The sequence below is a fragment of the Streptomyces sp. SLBN-31 genome (assembly GCF_006715395.1).
Classification (GTDB): Bacteria; Actinomycetota; Actinomycetes; order Streptomycetales; family Streptomycetaceae; genus Streptomyces.
In genome coordinates, this window is sequence record NZ_VFNC01000002.1 from 260,111 (window position 1) to 285,561 (window position 25,451).

The 25,451-nt window shown below is 69.2% G+C and carries 31 protein-coding genes and 2 pseudogenes; 18 read left to right on the forward strand and 15 right to left on the reverse strand.

What is annotated here, in order from left to right; translation table 11 throughout:
* Positions 1-4: 4 nt before the first annotated feature.
* Entirely contained in the window at positions 5-1,219 is a 1,215-nt protein-coding gene (locus FBY22_RS21000) for a PP2C family protein-serine/threonine phosphatase (RefSeq protein ID WP_142148201.1), read from the reverse strand.
* Complete coding sequence (locus tag FBY22_RS21005) at positions 1,216-2,826, reverse strand: ATP-binding protein (protein ID WP_142148203.1); 1,611 nt, start codon at positions 2,824-2,826, stop codon at positions 1,216-1,218. The genes FBY22_RS21000 and FBY22_RS21005 overlap by 4 nt, the downstream gene beginning before the upstream one ends.
* 125 nt (positions 2,827-2,951) lie before the next feature.
* Here FBY22_RS21005 and FBY22_RS21010 point away from each other — a divergent pair, with 125 nt between their 5' ends.
* Positions 2,952-3,323, forward strand: a complete 372-nt coding sequence (locus FBY22_RS21010; protein ID WP_260845037.1) for a hypothetical protein — start codon at positions 2,952-2,954, stop codon at positions 3,321-3,323.
* A gap of 3 nt (positions 3,324-3,326) precedes the next feature.
* Entirely contained in the window at positions 3,327-3,761 is a 435-nt protein-coding gene (locus FBY22_RS21015; RefSeq protein ID WP_142148204.1) for a response regulator, read from the forward strand.
* Between the two features lie 77 nt (positions 3,762-3,838).
* Here the strand turns inward: FBY22_RS21015 and FBY22_RS45245 are convergent, their stop codons facing one another.
* The 4 genes from FBY22_RS45245 to FBY22_RS21035 form a co-directional block, all read right to left on the reverse strand.
* Positions 3,839-4,018, reverse strand: a complete 180-nt coding sequence (locus tag FBY22_RS45245) for a hypothetical protein (protein WP_260845038.1) — start codon at positions 4,016-4,018, stop codon at positions 3,839-3,841.
* Positions 4,015-4,275, reverse strand: a complete 261-nt coding sequence (locus tag FBY22_RS45250) for a hypothetical protein (protein WP_260845039.1) — start codon at positions 4,273-4,275, stop codon at positions 4,015-4,017. Before FBY22_RS45250 ends, FBY22_RS45245 begins: the two co-directional genes overlap by 4 nt.
* Before the next feature lie 166 nt (positions 4,276-4,441).
* A complete protein-coding gene (locus FBY22_RS21025; protein ID WP_142152427.1) occupies positions 4,442-4,987 on the reverse strand; it encodes an AAA family ATPase in 546 nt (181 codons plus the stop codon).
* A gap of 513 nt (positions 4,988-5,500) precedes the next feature.
* Positions 5,501-6,511, reverse strand: a complete 1,011-nt coding sequence (locus FBY22_RS21035) for a GlxA family transcriptional regulator (protein WP_142148206.1) — start codon at positions 6,509-6,511, stop codon at positions 5,501-5,503.
* 51 nt (positions 6,512-6,562) lie between these two features.
* On the opposite strand from FBY22_RS21035, the gene FBY22_RS21040 reads away from it, so the two are divergent.
* Positions 6,563-6,958 (forward strand): cupin domain-containing protein, encoded by a 396-nt coding sequence (locus FBY22_RS21040; RefSeq protein WP_142148208.1) that lies wholly within the window; start codon positions 6,563-6,565, stop codon positions 6,956-6,958.
* Between the two features lie 38 nt (positions 6,959-6,996).
* On the opposite strand, the gene FBY22_RS21045 is transcribed toward FBY22_RS21040, so the two are convergent.
* Complete coding sequence (locus tag FBY22_RS21045; protein ID WP_142148210.1) at positions 6,997-7,923, reverse strand: hypothetical protein; 927 nt, start codon at positions 7,921-7,923, stop codon at positions 6,997-6,999.
* Positions 7,924-8,128: 205 nt separating this feature from the next.
* Between FBY22_RS21045 and FBY22_RS21050 the strand changes: the two genes are divergently transcribed.
* The 4 genes from FBY22_RS21050 (at position 8,129) to FBY22_RS21065 (ending at position 10,420) form a co-directional block, all read left to right on the forward strand.
* Positions 8,129-8,524, forward strand: coding sequence for a VOC family protein (locus FBY22_RS21050; protein ID WP_142148212.1), 396 nt, complete (start codon positions 8,129-8,131; stop codon positions 8,522-8,524).
* A 46-nt stretch (positions 8,525-8,570) separates the two neighbouring features.
* Positions 8,571-9,134 (forward strand): DinB family protein, encoded by a 564-nt coding sequence (locus FBY22_RS21055; protein ID WP_142148214.1) that lies wholly within the window; start codon positions 8,571-8,573, stop codon positions 9,132-9,134.
* Positions 9,135-9,422: 288 nt separating this feature from the next.
* On the forward strand, positions 9,423-10,010 hold the full coding sequence (locus FBY22_RS21060) for a dihydrofolate reductase family protein (protein ID WP_142152428.1): 588 nt from the start codon (positions 9,423-9,425) through the stop codon (positions 10,008-10,010).
* Positions 10,007-10,420, forward strand: coding sequence for a VOC family protein (locus tag FBY22_RS21065; protein ID WP_142148216.1), 414 nt, complete (start codon positions 10,007-10,009; stop codon positions 10,418-10,420). Before FBY22_RS21060 ends, FBY22_RS21065 begins: the two co-directional genes overlap by 4 nt.
* A 90-nt stretch (positions 10,421-10,510) precedes the next feature.
* Here FBY22_RS21065 and FBY22_RS21070 read toward each other — a convergent pair whose 3' ends face one another.
* Positions 10,511-10,708, reverse strand: coding sequence for a hypothetical protein (locus FBY22_RS21070; RefSeq protein ID WP_142148218.1), 198 nt, complete (start codon positions 10,706-10,708; stop codon positions 10,511-10,513).
* A 330-nt stretch (positions 10,709-11,038) separates the two neighbouring features.
* Here FBY22_RS21070 and FBY22_RS21075 point away from each other — a divergent pair, with 330 nt between their 5' ends.
* The 6 genes from FBY22_RS21075 to FBY22_RS21100 all read left to right on the forward strand — a co-directional run bounded on the left by FBY22_RS21075 (position 11,039) and on the right by FBY22_RS21100 (position 16,968).
* Positions 11,039-12,481, forward strand: coding sequence for a gluconokinase, GntK/IdnK-type (locus tag FBY22_RS21075; protein WP_142148220.1), 1,443 nt, complete (start codon positions 11,039-11,041; stop codon positions 12,479-12,481).
* A 68-nt stretch (positions 12,482-12,549) separates the two neighbouring features.
* Positions 12,550-13,797, forward strand: coding sequence for a D-mannonate dehydratase ManD (manD, locus tag FBY22_RS21080; protein WP_142148222.1), 1,248 nt, complete (start codon positions 12,550-12,552; stop codon positions 13,795-13,797).
* Between the two features lie 137 nt (positions 13,798-13,934).
* Entirely contained in the window at positions 13,935-15,128 is a 1,194-nt protein-coding gene (locus FBY22_RS21085; protein WP_142148224.1) for an NAD(P)/FAD-dependent oxidoreductase, read from the forward strand.
* Complete coding sequence (locus FBY22_RS21090) at positions 15,125-16,030, forward strand: RNA polymerase sigma-70 factor (RefSeq protein WP_142148226.1); 906 nt, start codon at positions 15,125-15,127, stop codon at positions 16,028-16,030. Before FBY22_RS21085 ends, FBY22_RS21090 begins: the two co-directional genes overlap by 4 nt.
* A gap of 69 nt (positions 16,031-16,099) precedes the next feature.
* Positions 16,100-16,645, forward strand: a complete 546-nt coding sequence (locus FBY22_RS21095) for an AAA family ATPase (protein WP_160159923.1) — start codon at positions 16,100-16,102, stop codon at positions 16,643-16,645.
* Between the two features lie 74 nt (positions 16,646-16,719).
* Positions 16,720-16,968 (forward strand): hypothetical protein, encoded by a 249-nt coding sequence (locus FBY22_RS21100; protein WP_142148230.1) that lies wholly within the window; start codon positions 16,720-16,722, stop codon positions 16,966-16,968.
* Between the two features lie 330 nt (positions 16,969-17,298).
* Here the strand turns inward: FBY22_RS21100 and FBY22_RS21105 are convergent, their stop codons facing one another.
* The 5 genes and pseudogenes from FBY22_RS21105 to FBY22_RS21125 all read right to left on the reverse strand — a co-directional run.
* Positions 17,299-17,964: a class I SAM-dependent methyltransferase gene (locus tag FBY22_RS21105; protein ID WP_142148232.1), complete on the reverse strand. Its 666-nt coding sequence runs from the start codon at positions 17,962-17,964 to the stop codon at positions 17,299-17,301.
* Between the two features lie 260 nt (positions 17,965-18,224).
* Positions 18,225-18,971, reverse strand: a complete 747-nt coding sequence (locus tag FBY22_RS21110; RefSeq protein WP_142148234.1) for a phosphotransferase family protein — start codon at positions 18,969-18,971, stop codon at positions 18,225-18,227.
* A 134-nt stretch (positions 18,972-19,105) separates the two neighbouring features.
* Positions 19,106-19,798 (reverse strand): hypothetical protein, encoded by a 693-nt coding sequence (locus FBY22_RS21115; RefSeq protein WP_142152429.1) that lies wholly within the window; start codon positions 19,796-19,798, stop codon positions 19,106-19,108.
* A 313-nt stretch (positions 19,799-20,111) separates the two neighbouring features.
* Positions 20,112-20,387, reverse strand: coding sequence for a hypothetical protein (locus FBY22_RS21120; protein WP_142148236.1), 276 nt, complete (start codon positions 20,385-20,387; stop codon positions 20,112-20,114).
* A 65-nt stretch (positions 20,388-20,452) separates the two neighbouring features.
* A pseudogene (locus FBY22_RS21125) lies at positions 20,453-20,802 on the reverse strand (LysR substrate-binding domain-containing protein); the annotation flags it as partial.
* A gap of 1 nt (position 20,803) precedes the next feature.
* Between FBY22_RS21125 and FBY22_RS21130 the strand changes: the two are divergent.
* From FBY22_RS21130 to FBY22_RS21140, 4 genes and pseudogenes are all read left to right on the forward strand, one after another.
* A pseudogene (locus FBY22_RS21130) lies at positions 20,804-21,916 on the forward strand (MFS transporter); the annotation flags it as partial.
* Between the two features lie 100 nt (positions 21,917-22,016).
* Positions 22,017-22,340: a hypothetical protein gene (locus FBY22_RS45255; protein WP_260845040.1), complete on the forward strand. Its 324-nt coding sequence runs from the start codon at positions 22,017-22,019 to the stop codon at positions 22,338-22,340.
* Entirely contained in the window at positions 22,318-22,857 is a 540-nt protein-coding gene (locus tag FBY22_RS45260) for a helix-turn-helix domain-containing protein (RefSeq protein WP_260845041.1), read from the forward strand. Before FBY22_RS45255 ends, FBY22_RS45260 begins: the two co-directional genes overlap by 23 nt.
* Before the next feature lie 74 nt (positions 22,858-22,931).
* Positions 22,932-23,543 carry a dihydrofolate reductase family protein gene (locus tag FBY22_RS21140; RefSeq protein ID WP_142148237.1) on the forward strand — a complete coding sequence of 204 codons (612 nt, stop codon included), beginning with the start codon at positions 22,932-22,934 and terminating at the stop codon, positions 23,541-23,543.
* Here FBY22_RS21140 and FBY22_RS21145 read toward each other — a convergent pair.
* Positions 23,540-24,157, reverse strand: coding sequence for a TetR/AcrR family transcriptional regulator (locus tag FBY22_RS21145; protein WP_142148239.1), 618 nt, complete (start codon positions 24,155-24,157; stop codon positions 23,540-23,542). The two genes, FBY22_RS21140 and FBY22_RS21145, sit on opposite strands and share 4 nt — an antisense overlap.
* 22 nt (positions 24,158-24,179) lie before the next feature.
* Between FBY22_RS21145 and FBY22_RS21150 the strand changes: the two genes are divergently transcribed.
* The gene (locus FBY22_RS21150; protein ID WP_142148241.1) at positions 24,180-24,539 is read left to right on the forward strand and encodes a cytoplasmic protein; all 360 of its coding nucleotides are present in this window, start codon (positions 24,180-24,182) and stop codon (positions 24,537-24,539) included.
* 7 nt (positions 24,540-24,546) lie between these two features.
* On the opposite strand, the gene FBY22_RS21155 is transcribed toward FBY22_RS21150, so the two are convergent.
* Positions 24,547-25,293: an SOS response-associated peptidase gene (locus FBY22_RS21155; protein ID WP_142148243.1), complete on the reverse strand. Its 747-nt coding sequence runs from the start codon at positions 25,291-25,293 to the stop codon at positions 24,547-24,549.
* Positions 25,294-25,451: the final 158 nt, after the last annotated feature.

Here is a 25,451-nt window from a genome sequence, read left to right on the forward strand (position 1 = left end):
GTGACTACGGTGCGCTCCCCCGCGTCTTCGCCCCGGCACGAGGCGCCTCGGCGTTCCAGTCGAGGCGCAGGATGGCGAGGTCGTCGGTGTGCCGGCTGGCGTTGAGGGTGCGGGTGCGGGCGATGAGGTCGTCCAAGTGGGCTCCGGGATCCGCGGTGTTGAGCGTGTCGATGATGCGGAGGAGGCCCTCCACGCCGAGCCGGGTGGTCGTGTCGCCCGCGTAGCCCTCGATGAGGCCGTCGGTGTAGGCGATGAGCGCGCCGCGGGGCGGGAGGGCGAGTGTGGTCGCGGGCCACTTGCCCAGGCCGGGTGCGATGCCCAGCGCGACTCCGTGTGCGGCGGTGACCTCGCCGGCCCCGTCGGGGGTGATCATGAGGGGTTCGTGGTGGCCGGCCAGGTGCAGGGTGAGGGTGGCCTCGTCCGGGTCGAGGGTGATGAGGGTGCAGGTCGTGAAGAGGTCGCTGCCCGCACGTTCGGCGATGTGGATCTTCTCCAGCAGGTGGAGCAGCTGCTGGTTGCGGTGACCGCCGAGGGTCAGTGCGCGCCAGGCTATGCGCAGACACACGCCGAGTGCCGCAGCGTCGGGTCCGTGGCCGCTGACGTCCCCGATGACGGCGTGGACCTGTCCGTCGTCGGTCTGGACGACGTCGAGGAAGTCGCCGCCGAGCAAGGCCTGTGCCCGCCCGGGGTAGTAGCGGCTGGAGGTGGTGACGGTCGTGGAGGACAGGAGCGGTTCGGGCAGCAGGCCCCGTTCGAGGCGCGCGTTCTCCTGGGCGCGCAGGCGGCCGATCTGCAGGGCGGCGTTGGCGCGTTCGGCCTGCTTTCGCTGGACGGCGTAGCGCACGGCCCGCTGCATCAGGTCGGGTTCGACCTTGCCCTTGATCAGGTAGTCCTGTGCGCCGGCGGCGAGGGCGTCGACTCCGGCGCGGGGTTCGTCCAGGCCGGTCAGAACGATGATGGCGGCATCGGTGTCGGTCTCGATCGCCTTGACCGTCTCCACCCCGGACGCGTCCGGCAGGTGCAGGTCGAGCAGCACGCAGTCGACGGCGCGCGCGGCGAGCAGGCGGCGCGCGTCGGCGGCCGTTCGGCAGCGGGTGAGCGTGTGCGGCAGATCGGTGTCGTAGAGGAGTTCTTCGACCAGGAGGGCGTCTCCGTCGTCGTCCTCGACCAGCAACAGGTCGTACGACCCGTCGGGGCGGCCTGCGACCGGGGCGGTCACGTCTGACTCCTGTCGGCATCCTCCGTCGAGGCAGTCTCGGCCGCGTCGGCCGTTGCAGCGGTCTCGGCCGGCACGGCGGGAAGGGTGACGACGACGCGGGTGCCGAGCGTGTGGTCGGGGTCGATCCTGATCGTGCCGCCGTGGAACTCCACGACCTTCTTGCACATGGCAAGGCCGATCCCGGTTCCGGGGTAGGCGTCCTTGGTGTGCAGTCGCTGGAAGAGGATGAAGATCTTCTCCTGGAACTCCGGCGCGATGCCGATGCCGTTGTCGGTGACGGCGAACTCCCAGACCCCGTCGTCGGACACGGCGCTGATGTGGATGCGCGGAGGCCGGTCGGGGCTGCGGAACTTGATGGCGTTGGACAACAGGTTCTGCCAGAGCATGCCCATCTGTGTCGGGTCTCCGACGACGGTGGGCAAGGTGTCGTGGGTGATCTCGGCGCCGCTCTCCTCCACGGCCACGCTCAACGTGTCCAGGGTCCGGCTCAGCACCGCTTCGAGATCCACGGTCTGGTGGTCGTTGTGGACGCGGCCGACCCGGGAGAAGGCCAGCAGGTCGTTGATGAGGGTCTGCATGCGGTTGGCGCCGTCGACGGCGAAGGCGATGTACTGGTCGGCCTTCTCGTCCAGCTGGCCTCCGTAACGGCGTTGGAGGAGCTGGGTGAAGCTGGATACCTTGCGCAGCGGTTCCTGCAGGTCGTGTGAGGCGACGTAGGCGAACTGCTCCAGTTCCGTGTTCGACCGCTTGAGGTCCTCCGCCTGCTCGTCCAGCAGCGTGCGGGCCGCCTCGGCGAAGCGCAGCTCTTCAACAAACCGCAGGCGCATGGCCTCCAGGTCGGAGGCGAGCCGACGCAGGTCGGCGGGGCCGGCACCCGTGAGGGAACGGTCGAAGCGCCCCTGCGCGACGTCGCGGGCCGCCGTGCTGAGACCGCTCAGGGGCCGGGTGACGCCACGGCGCAGGCCCTCGAAGACGAGCCCCGCGACCATGACGATGACCACGGCGATGATGGCGAACATCCAGTTGCGCAGGGTTTCCGCCCGTCGCAGGTCGCGGACTGCCGCCGTCCGTTCGTCCTCCAGGTGGGCCTGTTGGTCGGCCATGGCTCGACGCAGTGCGTCGAACGTCGTCTTGCCCTCGGCAGCACGTGCCGCGGAGATCTGAGCCGCTCGGCTGGGGGAAGCCGCTGAGACGGGCCGGGCTATTCGCTCCTGCCAGGTACTGATGCGCTTCTCCACCTGGGCCAGGTCGTCGAGGGCCCGTTCGTCGTCGCCGAGCAGGGGCCGCAGACGCTTGATGGCCGCCTTCTGGTCGGACACTCCCTGTGCGTAGGGCTGCAGGTAGACCTGCTGTCCGGACAGGCCGTAGCCGCGAATGCCGGTCTCCTGGTTGACCAGGGCTTCCTCGACCCGGATGGACTCGATGAGCGCGGGTGAGCGCCGGTCCGTCAGCAGAGCCGTGGTCTGTGAGGTGCGCCACATGGCCCAGCCACCCAGGGATCCCAGTACCGCCAAGACGGCCAGCGTGCTCGCCACGCCCACTCGCAGCCAGCGCCGCGTGGTCCACGCGGAGAACGCTGTCTCGTTGTGCGACGGCTTACTCGTCATCGCGGTTCACAACTCTCCCTCGGCCGGCCATCCGGGTCGCGCCGTGACGCGCGGCCAGCACACTTTACCCACGGCTTCGACAACGCGTGTTGTCCCATCCGAGATCGACGTCTTAGGGTGATGCCATGCCCGGTCCGCCTGCAGCATCCCGTCCGCCGAACGAGGACATGGCCGCGATGCTGACCCAGCTGGTGGAGGAGCTCACCCGAAAGCTGACGCAGGAAGGACCTGGTCCCTCGGCAGAACCGGCCACCGATGCGGCCGACGACCTGCGTCGGCATGCTCTGCTGCGGCTGCAGATCCTCGCAGGCGTCAAACTGGCCGTACGGCGCCTCGAGGACCAGGCCGCCCATGCCGCGGCCGCCGGCGGAGCCGGATACCCCGAGATCGGCCGTGCCCTGAGCATGAGCCGCCAAGGGGCCCGGCGTCGCTGGCCCGGCCTGATCACCAACAACACCGCCCGCCCCGCCTCTCGTCCCACACCCTGGAGTTCGTGACTCATGGCCGCTGCCGCCGCAACCCGCCCCTACGACGTGCTGCTGGTCGAGGACGATCTCGCCGACGCGATGCTGATCCAGGACGCCCTCGCCGAACGCGGCACCCGCAACCTCACGCAGGTTTCCGACGGCGTCGAGGCCCTGGAGTACCTGCGCGACCCGAACAACGAGCGCCCCGACCTCATCGTGCTCGACCTCAACATGCCGCGCATGAACGGGCGCGAATTCCTGGCCGTGGTCAAGGAGGACGCCGACCTGCGGACCATCCCGGTCGTCGTCCTGACCACCTCCGCCGCCCCTGACGACGTCGCCGGCGCCTACCAGCACCACGCCAACGCCTACGTCACCAAGCCGGTGAACCTGGAGGACTTCGAGGCCGCGGTCCGCAGCATCGACGCCTTCTACCTCGACATCGCCGTCAAGCCGCCCAAGGAGTAGGGCGAGCGGTACGTGGCCGGGGCGATCCGTCCCGGCCTGACGGCCGCCGGGCGATCGCGACCGATACCCCGCCGCAGTCAGAGGTGCGGCAGTCGGTCGGCCTCCGTCGGCGATCGTCGCTCCTCGAGCCAGAAGAGACAGGTCCGGAGGTGCGCGGCCAGCTCGCCGTCGAGGTATGCGGCACAGTCCTCGGCCGCCGAGGCCACCCCTTGCCCCGCCTTCGCGTCGTCGGCCTCCCAGACGGCTCGCCGACTCACCAGGTACGCACTGATCCGCCCTCGGTCGCGCCACCGCTCCCGGACCGCTGCCGGCGTCCAATGTCACCATCGCAGCCGTAGCCGGAGAACACCTCGGCCTCCGCCGCCTCGACAAGCTGCCGAAGCTCCTCTGCCGTCCGGGGCTGCCGGTACACGTACTCGGTGAAGTGGTCGGCTTTGCAGAGCACGAGCCCCGGGGCGTGGATACGGCCCGTGCCGCAGTTGTCGGTCTCGGCCCCGTAGAACGGTCCTGGCACGTTGAGCCACTTCCGTTCCGACCACTGCCCAGGAAATGCTCCGCGCGCATCGCCGAGCAGGGGTACCGGATCGAAGTAGGGCTCCACGGCGGAAGGTTAGCCAGGCGCCCAGTGATTCGCCGAACACACCTTCTGGTCCTACGGCGCACGAGCGCCACGTGTCGTATCAACGGTCCACCGCGGGCAGGTGGACCAAGCCGGTGTCCTTCATGATGCGGTCGACGGTCTCGTTCAGGGGGCTGTCGGCGCCGATGACCGTCTCGATGCAACCGGGCAGCAGATCGTGCGCCCGGTACCAGTCGCGCAGTTGCGTCGCGTCGACGTCGTCGGCGATCGGCTTGGTCGCGTGCCGGGTGAGGGTTTCGCCGAACGGCACGTCCAGGTAGTAGCCGTGGGTCGGGCCGCGGTGGTCGGCGCGGAGCTGCGCGAGCATGTCGCCGTGGTGGTCGGCGTAGAGGATGCCTTCGACCACGACATGGAATCCCGCGTCCAGGGCGTAGCGGGCGGTCAGATCGATGAGGCCGATGTTCGCCGCTCCGCGCCGGTCGCGCTCTCTCAGCACGATGCGGCGGAGGTTGTCCTGGCTGACCAGGGCCAGTCCGCGGCCGAAGCGCTCGCGGAGGCCGGCCGCGACGGAAGACTTCCCGGAGGCACTGTTGCCGCGCAGCACCACCAGACGAGTTTCCTCTGTACCCACCCTCACGGCAGCCAGGGTATCGGCGGTCGTCGGCAGTGCCCGGCATGACGTCGGTTGCACGGTCGGTCGCGTCAGCGGGGGCGGCGGCAGGGCCCACAGGCGTGCGCCGGTGATCTGCACGACCAGTGGCACGGTGGTCGGCCGGGTCGAGTGGGCCACGGGCGGGGCGAAGCCGGCGATGGCGCGTTGTGGCGGCAACGGCGGCGGGGCGCGGGTGACCGCGACCACCGCGTCAACGTTCGGCGGCGCGAACGCCTCGGGCTGCCCGTCGTCGATCACGGCGACGAGCCGGGTGCGGATCAACGAGGTCACCTCGGACGCCGCGGACACGGTGGAGGTGTACAACGGTGGAACGAGCGCGGTCGGCATCGGATCGTGGAAGTACGTCGACAATGACACCGCCCACCGGCTACCGGCTACCGGCTACCGGCTACCGGCTACCGGCTACCGGCTACCGGGAGCTTTCGCGTACGCGGACCAGCGGTGGACGACGGCAAGCTCACACCCCACCCGGACGGCCCCGCCTCGTCATCCGTGCATGCTCGGGCCGCTGATCTCCGGCCCGAACCGCTCCTTGTACGCCGACGGTGTGATGCCGGTTTCGCGGCGCATCAGCATGCGCAGATTGGCGGCGGTGCCAAGCCCGCTGTGCCGGGCCACCACTTCGAAGCGATGCTCGCCTCGCTCGATCAACCGGCATGCCAGGGCCAGCCGTTGACTTGTGAGCCACGCCAGCGGTGTCGTTCCCAGCTGAGCCCGGAAGCGGCGATGCAGCGTCGCCCCACTGACCGACGCGCGTGCAGCGAGGTCGGAGACAGTGAGTGGTGAGTCCAGGCGCTCTTGGGCCCACGCCAGGACCGGTGCCAGCGACTCGTCCGGCGGGTCGGGTAGGGGTCGCTCCACGAACTGCCGCTGCCCGCCGTCCCGGTGCGCGGCGAAGACCAGTCGCCGGCTCACGGAGTTGGCGATCTCCGCGCCGTGGTCGCGGCGGACCACATGCAGCCCGAGGTCGAGTGCGGCCGCACTCCCCGCAGCGGTGAGGATGTCGCCGTCGTCCACGAACAACACGTCGGATTCGAGGTGGACGGAGGGGAAGCGGGCGCGGAAGGACTCCGCCCACTGCCAGTGCGCGGTGGCCCGCCGGCCGTCGAGGACTCCGGCTTCGGCCAGCGTGAAGGCGCCGCTGCAGAAGCCGATCAGCCGGGCACCGCGTGCGTGTGCCCGTCGGACCGCTTCCAGCACGGCGGGGCGGCGGGGCACCTCGACGTCCGGGCGGTTGGGGACGATCAAGGTGTCCGCTGTGTCGGCCGCCGTAAGATCGGCGACTCCCGTGAGCGTGAAGAAGCCGTCTCGCATCAGGGTGCGCGGCTCCGGGGAGCAGAGCCTGAAATCGTAGAGGTCGCGACCGAGCTCGGGTCTGCGGAGACCGAAGATCTCCGTCGCGCAGCCGAGTTCGAAGGGGTTCGAGTTCTCGTCCACGATCACGACGACCCGGTGAACGGCCGCCGCGTGAACACGTTGCGAGGATCCTTGCGCCATATGCAATTCCTAGCACTCTCGCCGATCTGCAAAACCGCTCAGGATGAGCCCATGGCCAACGAACCCATCTCCCTGAGCAAGGCTCTGGCGTCCTTCGACGCACTGTGGAGTCCTCGCATCGTCACGCGCGTCAACGACTACGACGTCCGCATCGCCAAGGTCCAGGGCGAACACCTCTGGCACGTCCACGACGACACCGACGAGTTCTTCCTGGTGCTCGACGGAGAGCTGCACATCTCCGTGCGCGAGCCCGATGGCGAGCGCACGGTCGTCCTCCCGCAGGGAGCGGTCTTCACAGTCCCCCGAGGCACGGAACACAAGCCGTACGCTCCGTCCGGTGCCGCAATCCTCATGTTCGAGCCCACCGGTACACCGACCGTGGGCGATCGACACGACGAGATCCCCGACCATGTGGACGCAACGACCGGACATGTACTGAACGCTTGACCGTCCGTCCCGCGTCCGTCGGTTTGCGTACGGCTGGTTCAGGCAGAGTCCTCGGCGCCGTAGTAGCCGTGTCTCATCCGGAACCTCATAGGGGCCGTGCCCTCTGCCTGGATGTGCCCGATCAGCGTCGACCTCAGCGGCTCGGGCAGTTGCCTGCCGTGCTCCGTGGTCCATTCCATAGACGCGAAGAGTTCGGCTGCGCCATCGAGTTGGGCCGGGCTCGGCGGACGAATGGTGAGCGCGGTGAGGATGAGATCGGGATCCTCGGCGAGCAGCTGTTGCTGGACTGCTGTGTCGTACCACTTCAGGCCCCCGGTGGACTCCCTGGCGGGAACCCCGGCCCATGCCATCAGGACGCGGATCCGCTCGATGTGGTCGGGGTAACCACGCGGGACGAGTGCGGCGAGCCGGGCCTCGGCTTCGCGAAGCCGATCCGACCATGCTTCCAGATCGTTCCCGGGTGGGTCGCAGACTTCCGTGGCAGCATCGCGCAGCCCGGCGGGCGCGGCTTCGAGCCAGCGCAGCCGACGCTGATCCTCTTCGGCATCTCGCGCGGCCAACTCCTCCTGAATCTCCCGAGATCCGGTCAGGCCTCGTTCAGCCAGCCACTCGGTGAGGGCCGGACCGTCTCGCAGGTCGGCGTCGCAGTCGCCGAGTCCTCGAAGGCCGGATTGGTGGTGCAGTGTCCAGCAGGCGATCGGCCGGTCCGCTGTGTCGTAAACCGTGATCGTCGGCCAGCCGTTGCACAGGCATCGGTCGCCGGTGCCGCCGTCCACAATGGCCAGCCGTTCGGCCAGGTCGGCAATCGCGGCAGCGCTCACCGCGATCCGAGCCACGTCGGCGGAGTCCGCCTTGTCAGGAGGTCCCTCGGCGATCACAACGCGCCCGGCGCGGCTGAGTACCTCGCTCAGACGCGCTGTCGTCGGAGCGCCCTCGTCCATGCCGGTGGTTCCCTCGTAGATCACGTCCGCGAGGATACGGCCCAGGTTCGCTGGGGGCTTGCGAGTTTCGATGGACCGGCTGTCGGCGCTACGCAGACGCCTGCGCGCCCTGCCGCCTTACCTGCCGCGTCGGGCGCCGCGCGAACGACTTGATTTCTCCGGTCGAAAAGATCTCGGCTCCCGGACGGGCGACCTACGCTGAGCCCCCTCCGTACTACCTGGGAGAAGCATGACAAGCAGGTTCACCGAGTTGACCGTTGACTGCCACGATCCGGAGACGCTCGCGGCGTTCTGGTGCGAGGTCCTGGACTTCAAGGTGATCGACCGGAGCGACGGCAAGGTCGAGATCGGCTCTTGGGAGCCGACCGTCGAGGACATCCGGGCCCGACAGATGCCGCCCACCCTGGTGTTCATCCGTGTGCCAGAGGGCAAGACCGTCAAGAACCGGCTCCACCTCGACGTCAGCCCGATCGACGCCAGTACCGAGGACGAGGTGACCAGACTGCTCGGTCTCGGCGCCGTCAAGGTGGACGTGGGCCAGGGCCCGGACCGGAACTGGGTCGTCATGGCTGACCCCGAGGGCAACGAGTTCGACGTCGTGCGCACCTTGGCACCGCAGGACTAGGCCGGGAGCGTCGCGGCCTCGGCTTCGTCGTATGTAGTGTGCGGAAATGACAAGAGGCGAGCGGCTCGCGGAGCAGTTGGACTGGTACTGGCGCAAGAACCTGCAGCCACGGCTGGAGGGTCTTACCGACGAGGAGTACTTCTGGGAGCCGGTGCGCGGCTGCTGGAGCATCCGCCCACAGGGCACGTCGGCCGCGCCGATGTCGGCAGGTTCGGGAGAGTGGACGATGGACTCCGCGTCCCCTGCCCCGGTGCCTGCGCCGGTGACCACGATCGCCTGGCGGCTGGCGCACATCATCGTCTCCTGCCTGGGCTATCGGGTCGGATGGTACTTCGGCGGCCAGGACGTCGACTCCCAGACATTCGCCTACGCGGGGACCGCTGACGAGGCGCTGAAACAGCTCGATGAGATGTACGGGAGATGGAACGCGGGGGTCCGCGAGCTCTCAGACGCCGACCTGGAGAATCCGCCCACGGTTGGTCCCGAGCGGTATTCCATGGAGAACAGGGTCCTGCACGTCAACAGGGAGCTGATCCATCACGGCGCCGAGATCTGCCTCCTGCGCGACCTCTACCTTTGGCAGGACGGAGCCGTACCGCACCGGACATGACCTGACAGGAACCGGCGATCGAGCAGGGGAATCGGCATCGACCGGTTTCCTTGCTCCGCTCCCGAGCCCGCTTCGAGCGCAGCCGCCTCATCGAACCCTCCGAGAGCCACCCGGCCTCGACGGCCGCATTCGACCGATCAGGACTCCTGTCTCCTCAACCTGGCAGCCGCCCGGCGCGCCGGGGCGATGAGTTTGCAGGCCGCCTGAAGTCTTTCCTGTGACGAGCTCGCCCCATCGGCGGATCAGGAAGAGCCGGATCCCCTCGTCATGGAAGAGATGGAGGCCAGGATGAACAATCCGATTCGGCTGTATATGTCGATGTCGCTCGACGGCTACATCGCCGGCCCGGACGACCGGCCGGGGCAGGAGCTGGGGCGCGACGGGGGACGGCTCTTCAACTGGCTGGACGACCGGCACTCCGACGGTCCGAGCGGTCAGGTCTACCGCGAGGCACTGGCGACGGGCGCGCTGATCTCTGGCCGTCGGACCTTCGAACTCGCCGGTCGCTGGCAGGGCGATCATCACGATGGCGTGCCGATCTTCGTCCTCACCCACCAGGTGGATGACGGGGACGTGCCGCCCGGCCACGCGCGTTTCGTCACCGACGTCGAGGACTGCGCCCGCCAGGCTCGCGCAGCGGCAGGCGACCGTCCGGTCATGGTTCATGGGGCGGGGGCGGCCCAGGCACTGCTGCGCGCAGGGCAGTTGGACGAGATGGAGATCCACCTGGTTCCGGTCCTCCTCGGGAACGGTCGACGGCTGTTCGACCACCTGGGTGGCGATCACATCGAACTCGACCTCGTCCGACGCCTCGAGGACCGGGACGTCACGCATCTCCGCTACCGGGTGCACCACCGGCCCGAGGAGGCAGCGTGAAGACGCTCTTCGTCTCCTACCGCGTCACCGACCTGGATCGCTCACTCGGCTTCTACTCCGCCTTGGGCTACGCCGAACTGGGGCGGGTCGACGTCGGTCACGGGGCGCGTCTCGTGATCCTCAAGTTCCCTGACGAACCCGCGGCCTCGCTCGAACTGGTCCACCGCCCCGGCGACGGACCGGTCGACGTCGGCAGCGGCTTCGACCACCTCGCGATCCAGGTCGACAGCCTCGCCACCACTCTGGAGACGCTGACCCAAGCCGGCCTGAAGCCCGAGCCTGTGCAGTATCCGGGCGGCTCTCACGGTCCGAAGACCTCATGGCTCACGGACCCGGATGGCTACCGGATCGAGCTGGTGGAGTGGCCGCCCGGACATCTCGACGGCATCACCGCAGCAGACTTCGCCTGAGACGCCGGCTTCTCCTCGGCACGACCGAGGCGTCGACCGCCGCGTCCACCGAGGCGTCGACCGCATCGGCACCGGTCGTCGCGCGCCACCTCATAACAGCAAGGGCAATGCCGTAAGCGCCGCTCCACTCGCGCCGAGTGCCGCCAGCAGCGAGCCGGGCCAATCGCCCGACTCGGCGTAGGTCAGCAGGCCCGCCAGCAGTCCCGCCACGACCGAGGCCAGCAGGATCAGGGCCCAGCGCAGTGACAACCGCTCCGGCGGGGGCGTGGGCGAGGTCGGTTCGGGCATACGGCTCTCCAGCGACTGCGACTGCGTCAGGACGGGATGGGGCAGCCCTGTAGCGACTGCCGCGCGCCTGCACCGGCCCAATGTCGTCGCCTCGGACGCGCACCCCGGCCAGCGCTCCGGCACCACCGAAGCAACTCGAATGTCGACCAGAGTACGCATATGAGCAATATCAGAAAAGGCTTCTGATGTGTCATCACGTCCCCAACAGGTCGCTCGGGAGCAGTCGTTGCCGCACATGCGCTCCGCCGTGCGCCCCGAGAGCTCCCCGCGCTCCTTCCACCGCACGCAGGAATGCTGACCAGAGAGGCGCTGTGACCTAGCATCAATGCCATGACTGGTCCCGAACCGGACCCGCCCGCAGGGTCCGAGGACGCGTTGCGGGGTTCTACGGCGAAGTTGGTCGGTCAGCTGGGATGTCAGATCGTGGAGGGCGGCAAGCCCCGCGACCAGCACCTGACGGTGGACGCCGTCATGCACGAGTTCGGGGTCACCCGGCCCATGGCCCGCGAGGCGCTACAGGCACTGCACCAAAAGGGCCTTGTCAATCTGCAGCCCCGGATCGGCGCCACCGTACAGCCATTGGAACGCTGGGACCTGCTGGACGCCGACGTCATAGCCTGGCGACTGGAGGTGGCGCCCTCCAGCCAGATGCGGTCGCTCACCGAGCTGCGCGAGGTGATCGAGCCCCGCGCCGCCAGGCTGGCCGCCCTCAGCCGCTCCGCGGAGATCTGCCACGACCTGACGAGCCACGCCCGCAGCCTGCTCGCGCTCAGCGAGGACCCGGAGTTCGCGCGTCGGCGGGAGGGCGCCGCGGTCCGTCAGCGCTTCCGGGACATCGACGCCGCCTTCCACCGCAGCCTCCTCGCGGGCTCGCGCAACGAGCTCTTCCTGCGCCTGGCGCACCCGGTCGTGATGGCCCTCAACCACCGTATCGACCGGTGGTCGTACGGGGACGAGGAGCCAAGGCTTGCCCCCGTCCCGGCCGCCGTCGGTGCCGACATCGTCCAGAGCTATCCGGTACGGCCACAGCCGATCGCCATGTGGCTGCACATGGGACTGGCCTACGCCGTCGACCAGGGGTTGGCGACGGCCGCGGAAGCCTTCGCGGAGGCCATCATGGCCGAGATCCGGCGCGGGCGACTGCACGACCCCGTCGTCCTCGCCCGACTGCGCGCCGGGTTGCGCCAGTTCGACGTGGACGGCCTGCCCGCCGCCTACCGGTCGGGCTTCCGTACAGCCATGGCCGCCGTCATCCACGCCGGGCACGTCCCCATCGTCGTCATGGGGGTCAGTGGGTGCGGCAAGACCACCGTCGGGGGCTACCTGGCGGACTCGCTCCGCGTACCGTTCGAGGAGGGTGACCGGTTCCATCCCCCGCGTAACCGTGAGTCGTTGACCAACGGCATCCCCCTCGACGACCGCAGCCGCAGCCCGTGGCTGGCCGCCATCGCCGACCGCATGCGGGCCGCAGCCCCCGAGGAGGGACTGGTGATCACCTGCTCCGCCCTCAGACGCGTCTACCGCGAACTGCTGCGCGTCGCCCGCCCCGACGTGTTCTTCGTCCACCTCGCGCTCGACCAGGACGAGGCCAGGTCCCGAGTGGCGGGCAGGGAGGCCCACTTCATGCCCGCCTCCCTGGTGTCCACGCAGTTCGCCGACCTCGAACCGCTCGAGGAGGACGAGGCCGGCATGACGGTCGACGCGACCCTGCCGCCCGAGCGGATCATCGCCGAGGTCCAGACCGAACTGGCCCGGCGCGTCCGCGCCCACTGACGGCCCCCAGCCCCGCTGGGCCCGTCGCCGGACCACCGACGAAACGACCGAACAGAGGGGGAACCGACATGCGCATCAAGTCCGCCGAGGTGATCGTCACCAGCCCTGGACGCAACTTCGTCACCCTGCGCATCACCACCGAGGACGGCCTCGTCGGCCTCGGCGACGCCACGCTCAACGGCCGCGAACTGGCCGTCAGGTCCTATCTGGAGGACCACGTCCTGCCGCTGATCACGGACGGCGACGCCTCCCGCATCGAGGACACCTGGCAGTACCTGTACCGCGGCGCCTACTGGCGGCGCGGTCCCGTCACCATGGCGGCCGTCTCGGCCGTCGACACAGCGCTCTGGGACATCAAGGCCAAGGCCGCCGGCATGCCCCTCTACCAACTCCTCGGCGGCGCGTCCCGCACCGGCGCGCTCGCCTACGGCCACGCGTCCGGCCGTGACGTGCCCGAACTCCTCGACTCCGTCCGCGCACACCTGGAGGCGGGCTTCCGCGCCATCCGCATCCAGACCGGCATACCCGGCCTCGACTCGGTGTACGGCGTTGCCACCTCCAGTGCCGGCGGCGGCGAGCGCTACGACTACGAACCCGCACGCCGCGCCGCCTCGGGCAGCGACCGGCCGCTCCCTGCGGTGGAGACCTGGGACACACGCGCCTACCTACGGCACCTCCCCACCGTCTTCGAGGCCGTACGCGCCGAGTTCGGCCCCGAACTGCCCCTGCTCCACGACGGACACCACCGGATGACGCCGATCGAGGCCGCTCGCCTGGGCAAGGCGCTGGAGCCGTACGACCTGTTCTGGCTGGAGGACGCCACGCCGGGCGAGGACCAGGCTGCGCTGCGCCTCATCCGGCAGCACACGACGACGCCCCTGGCCATCGGCGAGGTCTTCAACTCGGTGTACGACTACACCACGTTGCTGCACGAGAGGCTGATCGACTACGTACGCTCCGCGGTCACCCACGCCGGCGGCGTCACCGGGATGAAGAAGCTGCTGGACCTCGCGGGCGTCTACGGCATCAAGTCCGGGATGCACGGCCCCACCGACATCTCGCCCGTGGGGATGGCGGCCGCGCTCCATCTCGACCTCGCCGTACACAACTTCGGCATCCAGGAGTACATGCAGCACTCCGACCGGACCCTGGAGGTCTTCCGCACCTCGTACTGGTTCAAGGACGGGCTGCTGCACCCCTCCGACACCCCCGGTCTCGGCGTCGACCTCGACACCGAAGCAGCAGCCCGGTTCCCGTACCAGCCGGCATACCTGCCGGTGAACAGGCTCCGGGACGGCACGGTCCACGACTGGTAGTGCCGCAATAACCCGCCCGCCCCGCCTCCCGATGTGACGCGGGTCACGTCGCCCTCGTGTCACGAACGGAAAGGCAGCTTGCGTCTGGTGGTCGTTCGCACAGCGGGAACGACCTACACGGAAGAGGCGCCAGAGCGATGGACGCGACAGCAGCACAGCGGCACGAGGTTCTGGTCCTGGGCGCGGGCTATGCCGGACTCTCCGCCGCGATCCAGCTCGCGGCCCGCACCAGGAAACGCGGGAACCTTCAAGTGACGCTGGTCAACCCGTACGACACCTTCACCGAACGGCTCCGACTCCACATGACCGCCACCGGTCAGGACACGGCCGAGATGAGACTCCCGGAACTGCTGGACGGTACCGGAGCCGCCTTCGTCCGTGGCTGGGTCACCGCCGTGGACGCCGAGGCGAAGACCGTCCGGATCGACGACGACCGGGTCCTGCGCTACGACACCCTGGTCTACGGCCTGGGCAGCATCGCGGACACCGTCACCGTCCCCGGCGTCGACGACCACGCCTACACCCTCAACAGCCCCGAGGATGCCGTCATCCTCGCCGACCGGCTGGCCCGGCTCGACGGTGAGACCGTCGTGGTCTGCGGCAGCGGCCTCACCGGCATCGAGGCCGCCGCCGAGATCGCCGAGCAGCACCCGGAGCTCCGGGTGGTACTGCTGGGCCGGCAGGAGCCGGGCGCACGTATGCATCCGAAGGCCAAGGCCTACCTGGACGCGGCGCTCGCCCGGCTGGGCGTGCGGGTACGCAGCGGCGTCGAAGTCGTCAAGGTACCCCCGGACGGCGTCGAGCTCGCGGACGGTTCCAGCGTCCCGGCGGGCGCGGTGCTGTGGACCAGTGGCACCCGTGTCTCACCGCTGGCCGCCGCCGCAGGCCTGACCACCGACGAGCGCGGCCGTGTGGTCACCGACAGCGCACTGCGTTCGGTCTACCACCCGGACATCTACGCCGTGGGCGATGCGGCGGCGATCCGTCAGGGCTACGGCGTGATGCACGGGACCTGTCAGGGCGGTATGCCCACCGGCGTACACGCGGCCCTGTCGATCCTGCGGGTGCTGGCCGGCAAGGAGCCCAGGCCCTTCCGTTTCGGCTACTACCACACACCCGTCAGCCTGGGGCGGAACGACGCCGTCGTACAGTTCACCCGTCCCGACGACAGTCCACGCCGGATCGTGCTGACCGGCAAGCGGGCAGCGAAGTACAAGGAGACGGTCACCGCCGCGCCGTGGCCGACGTTCGCCCGCATGAAGAGGATGCCCGTCTCGGGCGCGTTCTGGCCGCACGGCGGCCGCCACACACGGATCCGGAGCGTCAAGTGACCCAGCAGACCGGCCCCGACCAGCTTGCCTTCCAGCAGTACCGCAGCCTGATCTTCTCCGTGGCCTATCGCATCCTCGGCACCGCCGCCGACGCCGAGGACGCGGTCCAGGACGCCTGGCTCAAGTGGTCGGCGGCCGACCGTTCCGAGGTCGCCGACCAAAGGTCCTACCTGACCCGGATCGTCTCCAACCTGGCGATGGAGCGGCTCCGTTCGACTCGCCACCGGCGTGAGACCTACGTCGGGCCATGGCTCCCCGAGCCGATCCTCACCGGCCCGGACACCGCGGACGACGTCGCCACGGCGGACTCGGTCTCCATGGCCCTGCTGGTCGTGCTGGAGACGCTGAGTCCCCTGGAGCGCGCGGTCTTCGTACTGAAGGAGGTCTTCGCCTTCAGCCATGCGGAGATCGCGGAGGCCGTGGAGCGCTCGGAGCCGGCGGTCCGCCAGGCCGCGCACCGCGCCCGAGAGCACGTCCAAGCCCGCCGGCCCCGCTTCGCCGCGGACCGAGCCCGCCAACGCGACGTCACCGAACGCTTCTTCGCGGCGACCGCGGGCGGCGACATCAACACCCTCATGGAGCTGCTCTCCCCGGACGTGACGCTGTGGACCGACGGCGGCGGCAAGGTCCGCCAAGCACTAGAACCGGTCGTCGGCTCGAAGACCGTGGCCCGCTGGTTCGCCGCGCTCGGCACCGCGACCTACCAGGGCATCGAGCCCGGCCGGATGCGGTCGGAGCTCACGTGGATCAACGGCGGCCCGGGCGTGATCTTCCGCGGCCCGGACCGCGTGATCGCCACGCTGACCCTCGACGTGGATCCGGAAGGGCGCATCACGACCATTCACAACGTCGCCAACCCCGACAAGCTCCACGCCGTCACCGCCGGCACCCGGTACTTCTGACGTCTTCACGAACCCGGCGGATCTGCGTGGCCGAAAGCATCTGTGGGTGGTCATGTCTACGCTGACGGTGTGACGTTGGTGTGGGTGACGGGCAATTCAGGGACTGGCAAGTCCACGGTCTGCGAGGTGTTGCGAGCACGTGGTTGCACGGCGCTCGACGCCGACGAGGACGGCTTCTGTCGCTGGATCGACCGTTACACCGGCGAGGTGGTGGTGGACCCTCCCTACCCGGTTCCGAGGGGCTGGCTCGACCGATACGGGTGGTCGATCGTCCGTGCGCGGGTTGAGCGGCTCGTCGACGAGTGTGGCCCTCGAGTCGCATTCCTGTGCGGTTCGGCGGAGAACGAGACAGACGTCCGCGATCTCTTCGACCTCATCGTGTGCCTGGTGATCGACGAGGACACCCTCCGCCACCGGCTCGCGACCCGCACCACGAACCCGTTCGGTCAACATCCCGAAGAGCTGGCCGCGGCGTTGATGTGGAACCCGCGGATGCAAGCACTCTACGAGAGCCACGGCGCGGCCATCATCGACGCATCCAAGCCCGTGCCGGAGGTGGCGGACTCGATCATCGATGCCGTTCACGGGATGGCAGGACCCCGCACGAGCTCATAGCACGTGTGCGCCGCGCGGTCACTCAAAGGCAGTGAACGGCGTGGCCTGAGGGCTGATGAGTCGTTGGTGGAGGTGTGAGTGCGCTCCAAGAGAACGAAGACTGGGTGGCCGTCGCCCGGCTGAGCAGGACGTACTGGCTGCACGCAGCCGGTGGCGGCGGCCGGCGGCCCGATGCGCAGCCCTCCGGAACCGGCGGTCGGCGGGCCGTTCCGGCCGATGCGGGCCCGGCCGCGGTGTCCAACTGGGGCCGGTTGCGGGCGGTGATGCTGCCGGTGGCGTTGCTGACGGTCACGGCCGCGGTGCTGGTGGGCGTGCTCACCTGAACCGTCTTGGTCGGCGCCCGAGCACCCGGACGGGCAGGAAGGCTATACGCTGCGGCCCTGCGACCGGAATCGCTCTTGTCAATGGGACAGCCGGGGCCGTCATCGGCATCCTCTCCTCGACTCGTGGAACGGCGATGCGGCCGAACGTCCCGCGCCCCTCCCCCAGGGACGCGGGACGCCCCCGCCGAACTGAGTTCACCAGGGCGGGAGTTGATTGGCAGCCCTTGGAGGAAGGCCAATCAACGGCCAGCGGCCCGCGACAACGCCGGCTCATCGTCGCCGACCGGGTTCGGGGAGGGCTCGTGCCTTCCGTGCTCGGCGCGGTGGTCTTCAGGAAGCAGCCGTCTGGGTGACGCGCCACAGGCGGCGAGGCAGCTCGCCTTCCTCGAACGCGTGGACTTCGTCGAGGGCCCAGTCCTCGGCAAGGGAGTCGACGAGGTGACGGGGAAAGAAGTGCACCGCGAAGCCACCGTGCTCGTAGATGTCCTCGCCGCGTGGCGTTCCGGTGCCGTAGTGGGCGTCGCCGGTGTGGCGAACGGTGTAGACGAACACGCCGCCTGGACGGAGGACGCGCCGGACGTCACGGACCAGAGCGTGGATCTCCTGTGTGGACAGGGCCATGCACAACAGCATGTGGGCGTAGACGGCATCCACGGAGGCGTCGGGCAGCCGCAGTGGCTCGCGTACGTCGTGAACAGCGGTGGTCACGCGCTCGGTCAGGCCCTGCGCCTTGGCCGCGTGCTTGAGCTGTTCCAGGCCGACCGCGCTGAAGTCGGTCGCGTGGACGGTGAAGCCCTCCCGGGCGAAGTACAGAGCGTCCCGGCCGTGTCCGGCGCCGAGCTCCAGCACGTCCTTGGCCCCGTTGGCGTGAAAGATTTCGGCGGCGTGGACAGCGGGAGCGGAGGGTTCTTGACCGTACATACCGGGGTGGGCTCCGTAGGTGCGTTGCCAGTGTTCCCGCTGGACGCCGACGAGGTCGTCATCGTGGTGTCGCATGGCGTCTCCCGTCATCACCGTAGCCATTCCCGACGGCCAAACCGCCTTCGAGATCGGCGAGAGTCTAGTGCCGGACCGACCCGGATCCTGCCCCGAGAAGGGAACCCTGCCGTCAAGGCCGTGATCACCCTTCCCGCCGGAACGTGAGGGCAGCCAAGGGACCTACGCCTTCCAGCTGAAGATCGACAAGCGGGTCGCGGGTCCAAGGGCTCAGTGGCAGTGAGCATCAAAGCGCGGCCGTTCGACCACAACTCGCGGTCTCACATGCGGTTTCTCAGAACGTCGACCTCGCAACCCGGCTCGAACGGGTCGAAGCCGTGCTCGATCAGCCAGCGGACCGCCAGCAGGCTTCGCAGCGACCACCAGGCGTGGATCACGTCGAGGTCGATGTCGGCGCCGTAGCCGGCGATGACGTCGTCGAGGTGCTCCTCGTGTCCGAGTGTGAAGGTGGCGAGGTCGTACAGGGCGTCGCCCTGGCCCGCCTCGGACCAGTCGATGATGCCCGTGATCTCGTCGCCGTCGACGAAGACGTGCGCGATCTGGAGGTCGCCGTGGGTGAACGCCGAGGTCCAGGGCCGGAACGCGGCCTCGGCGACCCGACGGTTGCGGGTGACCAGGTCCGCGGGCAGGACTCCGTTCGCCACGAGCCACTCGCACTCGTCGTCGAGTTCCGCCACCAGCGCGGCGACGCTCCGGCCGGCCCGGCCTGGTCGGGGCGGCAGGGGCGCATCGTGCAACTTCCGGATGCTGGCGCCCGCCGCGGCCCATGCCGTCGGCGACCCGGTGGACGGCCCGCCGAGGCGTCCGAGTGTCGTTCCAGGGAGTGCGGCGATCGCGAGCACAGGCGGCTTGTGCCACAGGACCTCAGGAGTTGGCACCGGCGCGAGGGACATCGCCTCCACCTCGGCGGCGATGCGCGCCTGGTCGGCGTCCACTTTCACGAACACGTCGCCGACGCGCAGGGTCGCGCGCTCGGAATGGGCGACGACGACTTCGACCTCATCCATGGGCGACCAGTATCCCGGGGGTGATCGTCGACGTCGCCGAATTTCTTAGGTGCGGTTACGCGGCTGAACCGCGTCGGGAACGAGCCGTCCAGCGGCCTGCGGACGCGGAGAAGCACCCGCGGCTCAGCCACATGTCACGCTGCCGCGGCGAGCCGCGTACGCAGGTTGTGGAACTGCCGGGTCTGCATGATGAAGTGGGCGGGTTCACCCAGCAGCAGGTCGAACGGCCGGGTGAGGGTACGCGGGCGGCCCTGGCCACGGGTGCGGACCACCAGGCGGGTCATCCCGTCGGCGGTCGGCCGCAGATGGAAGCCCCAGACCCCGTCCATGCGCGCCAGCGGACGAGGGTCCCAGTCCGGGTCGAAGGAGTGACCGGAGGGCAGGCTGATATCCGAACGCAGCAACAGCGTCCGGTTCGGCTCCAGGAGAGCCACGGTGAACCACGCCTGGCCGTCCCGTGTCGCAGGCAGTCGTTGCCCTTCCTCAAGGGTCTGCCACTCGGGGGCGATGCGATCCGCGCTGGGTTCTCCGAAGTGGTCAAGGAGGTCCCAGCTGTACCAGCCGGCGCGGTCTCCTCCCATCTGCACCAGCCAGGGCCACACCCTCTCGGGCGGCGCCGGAAGGGTGGTGGCCATGGTCGAGGTGCCGTCGGCGTCGGGGAAGAGTTCGTCTCCGGGGTACGCGCGGTCGGTCTCGTCCGGAGTCGCGCCCCACGTCAGCAGGCTCGGGCGCAACCGCAGCGCGTAGAGAGCCAGCGCGGCGGAGGCCACCGTGAAGGGGAGCAGACGCGCTTGCGGTCGCCTGCGGCATGACTGCTGCTCGGTCATCATGTCCTCCCTGGTCGATGGGGGCGCCGATGGAGAGCGTCGATGGAGAGCGAGCCCTTCGCCGGGTGCCGGGGCACGTGGCGCGGCGGTCGTCGATGCGGTTGGCCGCGCGCCATGCCGTACCAACGGCCCGCGCTCCGTGCGTCGGGCCCCGTCATGGCGCCCCTCGCCTCATTCCTGCATACCGGGCGGCGAGGGCCCGCGCGAGGGCCGGTCGGCCCCGCACCGGGTCCCGTCGTCCCAAGGACCAGCGGCGCGGAGCAAGGGGTACAGGTGCTCTCCGCCGCGTCAGCCGGGTCAGCAGGGTCACAGGTCAGGAGTCGTCCTCAACGAGTCCAAAACCTTCGGGGAAGCCCTCCAAGAACTCGCGGCGCGAAGGATCGGTCTCCTCCGCAGCCATCGAACCGAGCAGGTTGATGAACTCGCTTCGCTGTTCACTCGACAGCTGAGTCACGAGATGGGCAACACCCTCCAAGACCTTGACCGCGTCATCCGGGTCCATTTGCTCGTCCTCGCACCCCTCGACGAACCACAGAACATCGACCAAGGCCTCCGCCAGAGCACGGCTCAACGACGAGTACGCAGGCATCGGAACGGCCTCCCACCAGGCGGCTGACAGAGTGGGGTCATCCCATCACACGCCTCTGACACCACTGCCGCCTCGTGGCGGGCACAGAGCGTTACCTCGATCGGCTTCGTGTCGAACGGGAGCCTCACCAGGCGAAGGCGGTGGGAGGCGGTGAACACCTCGCCGACGTACTCGGGGACGATCGCGATGAGGTCGGTGTGTTCCAGCAGGTAGGGCAGCATCGTGAAGCGCGTCGCGTCCACGGCGACGCGCTCCAGCAGGCCGGTGTGGCGAGGAGCGAGCGGGGCGCGACGTGGCCGTGGGGGCCGTACACCGTCGCATGCTGCTCGGTCGCTAGATCCGCCGGCGTGACGGACGCGCCGCGGATGCGAGGGTGGTCGGCGGCGACCATGCCGACGTAGCGCTCGTGGAAGAGCGAGGGGTACGACCTCGTCGTCCTCGGCGCGATCATCCCCACCCTCATCGGTGTCGCCATCGGCGCCGTCCTGGTCGGCCCGCTCGCCGACCGTTTCGGACGGCGCCTGCTGCTCATCGGCTCGGTGGTCGAATTCTCCGTCTTCACCCCTTCTGGTGCCCCTGGCCACTTCCGTCGGGATGTTCGCCGCACTCTGGCTCATCGCGGGTATCGGTCCGGGCGCCTGCATGCCGGCGTCGCTGACGATGATGGCCGAGCACATGCCCGCCGCACGCCGGGCGCGCGCCGGCACTCTGACCATGACCGGCTACCACACGGGTGCCGTGATCACCTCGCTGCTGGCCTGCAGGTCACCGAGAACTGGCAGGTGCTCTTCTACGTCCTCGGCATCGCCGGACTCGTCATCGCGGCCATCCAGTGGTTCCGCCTGCCGGAGTCGGAGGCGTTCGTCCACGCCAAGGAGGCACCCGCCGCCCAGCGCGTTCCCTTCACCGAGCTCCTCAAGCCGGCCTACCTGCGCGCCGGCATCGGCATCTGGGTCGCCTCGTTCATGAGCCTGCTCCTGGTCTACGGCCTCAACACCTGGCTGCCCAAGCCCATGAACGACGCCGGCTACCCCGTCCCCACGGCCGTCACCCAGCTGCTCATCCTCAACGTCGGCGGGGTCGCCGGCCTGGTGCTGGGCGGCTACGTGGCCGACCGGCGCGGCATCAAGCTCACCACGCTCGGCTGGTTCGCGATATCGGTGGCCATGCCGGCCTGCCTCAGCGTCAGGATGCACAGCGACCTGCTGCTCGACACCGTCGGCTTCCTCACCGGGATGTTCGTCTTCTCGGCCCAGGTGCTGGTCTACGCGTACGTGACGAACTTCTATCCGGCCCCGGTCCGCGGCACCGCCCTCGGCTCGGCCTCCGGCATCGGCCGCATCGGCTCCATCGTCGGCCCGTCCATCACCGGCGCTCTCGTGGCGGCCGGCATAGGCCACCCCTGGGGCTTCTACTTCTTCGCCGCCGTGGCGGTCGCCGGCTTCCTCGCCGTACTCACCCTGCCCGGCCGGGCCGACGCACACGCGGAGGCCACCGTCACCGAGGCAGCCGCCGAACCCGCCGTCTGAACCCATTGCCGAAGGGCGGCACGGTACCGACCGGGGCCGTGCCGCCCCGTACTCGACACCGCTCTCGCAACCTCAACACCCCGGCGGCCACACTGGGTCCATGGAATACGTCGGCCAGGTGCCCGCTCCGCCACTCGACCGGTTCATCGACGACATCTACTGTCTGACCGGGGTGCCGCAGCACCGGCTGATGAGCGTCCCGCCGATGCCGTCGGCACACTTCTTCCTGCCCCTGGGCGGGCCTGTCCGGCTGTGGGACTCCGACAGTTCGGTGCCGCTGGCGGTCTTCACCGAGGCGTGGTTCATGGGTGTGTGGACCAGGCGCTTCCTCTTCGAGTACCCCGCACTTGTGCGGCTGGTCGGGTCCACTTCAAACCCTGGGGATGTCCCCGTTCGTCGGCATGCCGGTGGACGAGCTGCGTGACCGCTGGGCGCCGGCCAATGCCATCTGGCAGCGCTCCGCGGACCGGATCCGCGACCGGGCCGGCGACGCCGCGTCGGCCGACGAGACGCTGCGGGTGCTGGAAGAGGAACTGCGGTCACGGCTTGCCGACGCCCCGGCACGCGGTCTCGACCTGGTCCGGCACACGGGCCAACGTCTGGAGACCGCACACGGCACGATCCCCGTCGCCGCGCTGGCCGATGCCGCCGGTGTGAGCGGCAATCACCTGGCCAACATGTTCCGGACCCATGTGGGGGTCACTCCCAAGCGGATGGCGCGGATCTACCGCTTCGCGCGGCTGATCCTGTCGGTGGACGCGTTACGCCCGGTCGACTGGTCCGAGCTCGCCCAGACGGCGGGCTACTTCGACCACGCTCATTTCAGCAGGGAGTTCAAGGACTTCACCGGCCACACCCCCACGCAATACCTGGCGCTGCGGCGTCAGTTCCCGACCGATCGGGAGGGTCCGCACGACGACGGCCCGATGCCCGCCGATTGATTTCTTACATGCCCGGATCCCTCCGGCCGCGCAAGGATGACGGCGAACCCGCAAGGCGATGCCGAGGAGGGCCCGTGGGTACGGTGATCATGCACAACGTGGTGTCGGTGGACGGCTTCATCGCCGACGAGAAGGGCGATGTCGGGCCCCTTCACGAGTGGTACTTCAGCGGGGAAGTACCGATCGTCGTGGGCGCGGACGAGCAGTACGACCATTCCGGAGCCGGAAATGGCATCAAGGTCTCGCGCGCGTCGGCGGACTACGTCCGGTCGATGTGGGAGTCGATCGGCACGATCGTGATGGGCCGCAACCTGTTCGACCTGGTGAACGGCTGGGAGGGCAAGCCACCCGCCGGCGACCACGTGGTCGTGGTGTCCCACCGGCCCAAGCCCAAAGGGTGGCACCCGGAGGCGTCCTACCACTTCGTCGAGGGCGCGGCGGCCGCTATCGCCAAGGCCCAGGAGCTCGCCGGGGAGCGGACCGTCGCGGTGAACGCCGGTGACGCCGGCACCCAGATCCTGGCGGCCGGTCTCGTGGACGAGGTGGCGATGGACGTGGTCCCGGTGGTCTTCGGCTCGGGCCGGCCCTACTTCGGCGGCATCGACCAGCAGCATCTGCTGGAGGATCCGCACGTGGTCATCCAGGGCGAGCGGGTCCTGCACCTGAAGTTCAAGGTACGCCGCTAGAGATCTTCGCCCGGTTGTGCCAGGGCAGCGGCCAGCAACGCCTGTGCCGACTCTCGCATGATTGTGGCGGCCTCGGTCCGTGACACCGAGGCGATGTCGACCATCCAGACCCAGGCCTCGATTCCGGAGCCTGAGCGGATGGCCACGGCAAGTCGTCTGCGGTCGATGTGCGGGTGGGACTCGGCCAAGGGCGCCAGGGCGTCCTCGATCCATGCGATGGCTCTGCCCTGCCGCAGCACCGGGCGGCCATCGCGCGGCGTCTGCGGTTCCTGGTCCAGGGACAGCCGCAACGCCGCTCGCAGCTGCGGCTCCCACGTGCGCAGGATCTCCGTCTGCTCGGCCATCACCAGGTCGAGGCGGGTGTGGACGTCGTCGGGTGCGTCCTGGCCGAGGAGGGTGGGCCGGTCGACGGCCGGTATCGCGGCCAGGAGAAGCTCTCTCTGGTTGGGGAAGTAGCGGTAGGCCGTGGTGCGGGAAATGCCGGCGGCGTCGGCCGCCTGTTCGACGGTCGGGGTGCTTCCGCCCTCCAGCAGGGAGCGGGCGGCCCCGACAAGGGCGTCGCGGGTGCGCTGCTTCTGCCGGATTCGCCCCGTCGACTCATATGGTACTTCCATGCCGTCATGGTACCGTAGTCCCATGAACGATCCTGTGGTCACTGATCCGCAGCTGTATCGGGTCGTGTGGGAGAACGAACGCGTGCGGGTGCTGGAGTACCGCGATCTACCCGGTGAGGCGACGCATCCGCATGCCCATCCGGACAGCGTCATGGTGACCCTGTCCTCGTTCCAGCGGGTGATCGCGGCCAGAGGCCGGGAGGTCCCGGTCACGCTGGAGTCCGGGCAGGTGCGCTGGCTGGACGCTCAGGAGCATCAAGGCCGCAATGTCGGTCGGACGCCTACCCATTCCCTGTTCATCGAGCTCAAGGAACCCCGGCCCGGCGCCCCGCGCACGGATGCGCCGCTGGGGCCGTCCGCTCCCGGAAACGACCGTCCCTGATGCCGCCTCATGAAGCGGGTTCATCCAGCAACTGGGGGCCGTTGTTGCGGACGTTGTTGACGGCAGTGGAGACGGGCCGGGCGTCGAGGTGGCCGCCGGCAGGCTGACCGAGCAGCTCCCGCAGCCGGTCGGGGTCCTGGTGGTCGGGGTCGAGCCAGGCGTCGTAGTGCTCGGGCGTGAGAGCGAGTGGCATACGGGGGTGGACGCGGCCGGCCGCGTCGGTGGCTTCGGTGGTGATGATGGTGCAGGTCATCAGCCAGGCTGCCGGGTCGTCGTCCCGCTGGACCTCCGGGTTCCGCCAGTACTCGTACAGCCCGGCCAGTGCCATCACCTGACCGTCCTCGGGATGGATGAAGTAGGGCTGCTTGCGCGCCTTTCCGGTATTGGGGTCCTTGGACTGCTGCCACTCGTAGAAACCGTCGGCGGGCATCAGACAGCGACGCCTGGCGAACGCGCTACGGAACGCGGGCTTTTCATGCACGGTCTCCACCCGCGCATTGATCATCCGGGCGCCGATCTTGACGTCCTTCGCCCACGACGGCACCAACCCCCACCGCAGCGGCCGCAACTGCCGCTCCACCGCCGCATCGGCGTCACGCTGGTCACGAGGTGCCCGCTCGAGGACGGCCCACACGTCGTCGGTCGGCGCGACATTCCAGTTCGGCGCGAGCGTCTCCTTGACCGGCACGTCGGGCACATGGAACAGCGGGGCCAGTGCCTGCGGACTGCGAGCGGATACGTATCGACCACACATACCGCCACTCTCGCACCAACCCCGCGACGCGCAACCATGCCGACGCGGTGTCGCGTCATTGTCTGACACTGCGGCGATGCTTGAGAACGAGACGGGAGGGTTGCTCAGCTCTCTCTGAGCGCCCGTCCGTCCTGCCGGCACTGTCCGTTCGTTTGACG

What these genes read in the sequence shown, in the direction of transcription:
- FBY22_RS21005 (WP_142148203.1), bottom strand. Translation starts at nt 2,826, where the DNA reads ATGACGAGTAAGCCGTCGCACAACGAGACAGCGTTCTCCGCGTGGACC.
- FBY22_RS21010 (WP_260845037.1), top strand. Translation starts at nt 2,952, where the DNA reads ATGCCCGGTCCGCCTGCAGCATCCCGTCCGCCGAACGAGGACATGGCC.
- FBY22_RS21015 (WP_142148204.1), top strand. Translation starts at nt 3,327, where the DNA reads ATGGCCGCTGCCGCCGCAACCCGCCCCTACGACGTGCTGCTGGTCGAG.
- FBY22_RS21035 (WP_142148206.1), bottom strand. Translation starts at nt 6,511, where the DNA reads ATGGCGCAAGGATCCTCGCAACGTGTTCACGCGGCGGCCGTTCACCGG.
- FBY22_RS21040 (WP_142148208.1), top strand. Translation starts at nt 6,563, where the DNA reads ATGGCCAACGAACCCATCTCCCTGAGCAAGGCTCTGGCGTCCTTCGAC.
- FBY22_RS21050 (WP_142148212.1), top strand. Translation starts at nt 8,129, where the DNA reads ATGACAAGCAGGTTCACCGAGTTGACCGTTGACTGCCACGATCCGGAG.
- FBY22_RS21055 (WP_142148214.1), top strand. Translation starts at nt 8,571, where the DNA reads ATGACAAGAGGCGAGCGGCTCGCGGAGCAGTTGGACTGGTACTGGCGC.
- FBY22_RS21060 (WP_142152428.1), top strand. Translation starts at nt 9,423, where the DNA reads ATGAACAATCCGATTCGGCTGTATATGTCGATGTCGCTCGACGGCTAC.
- FBY22_RS21070 (WP_142148218.1), bottom strand. Translation starts at nt 10,708, where the DNA reads ATGCCCGAACCGACCTCGCCCACGCCCCCGCCGGAGCGGTTGTCACTG.
- FBY22_RS21075 (WP_142148220.1), top strand. Translation starts at nt 11,039, where the DNA reads ATGACTGGTCCCGAACCGGACCCGCCCGCAGGGTCCGAGGACGCGTTG.
- manD (WP_142148222.1), top strand. Translation starts at nt 12,550, where the DNA reads ATGCGCATCAAGTCCGCCGAGGTGATCGTCACCAGCCCTGGACGCAAC.
- FBY22_RS21085 (WP_142148224.1), top strand. Translation starts at nt 13,935, where the DNA reads ATGGACGCGACAGCAGCACAGCGGCACGAGGTTCTGGTCCTGGGCGCG.
- FBY22_RS21105 (WP_142148232.1), bottom strand. Translation starts at nt 17,964, where the DNA reads ATGCGACACCACGATGACGACCTCGTCGGCGTCCAGCGGGAACACTGG.
- FBY22_RS21110 (WP_142148234.1), bottom strand. Translation starts at nt 18,971, where the DNA reads ATGGATGAGGTCGAAGTCGTCGTCGCCCATTCCGAGCGCGCGACCCTG.
- FBY22_RS21115 (WP_142152429.1), bottom strand. Translation starts at nt 19,798, where the DNA reads ATGACCGAGCAGCAGTCATGCCGCAGGCGACCGCAAGCGCGTCTGCTC.
- FBY22_RS21120 (WP_142148236.1), bottom strand. Translation starts at nt 20,387, where the DNA reads ATGCCTGCGTACTCGTCGTTGAGCCGTGCTCTGGCGGAGGCCTTGGTC.
- FBY22_RS45255 (WP_260845040.1), top strand. Translation starts at nt 22,017, where the DNA reads ATGGAATACGTCGGCCAGGTGCCCGCTCCGCCACTCGACCGGTTCATC.
- FBY22_RS45260 (WP_260845041.1), top strand. Translation starts at nt 22,318, where the DNA reads ATGCCGGTGGACGAGCTGCGTGACCGCTGGGCGCCGGCCAATGCCATC.
- FBY22_RS21145 (WP_142148239.1), bottom strand. Translation starts at nt 24,157, where the DNA reads ATGGAAGTACCATATGAGTCGACGGGGCGAATCCGGCAGAAGCAGCGC.
- FBY22_RS21150 (WP_142148241.1), top strand. Translation starts at nt 24,180, where the DNA reads ATGAACGATCCTGTGGTCACTGATCCGCAGCTGTATCGGGTCGTGTGG.
- FBY22_RS21155 (WP_142148243.1), bottom strand. Translation starts at nt 25,293, where the DNA reads ATGTGTGGTCGATACGTATCCGCTCGCAGTCCGCAGGCACTGGCCCCG.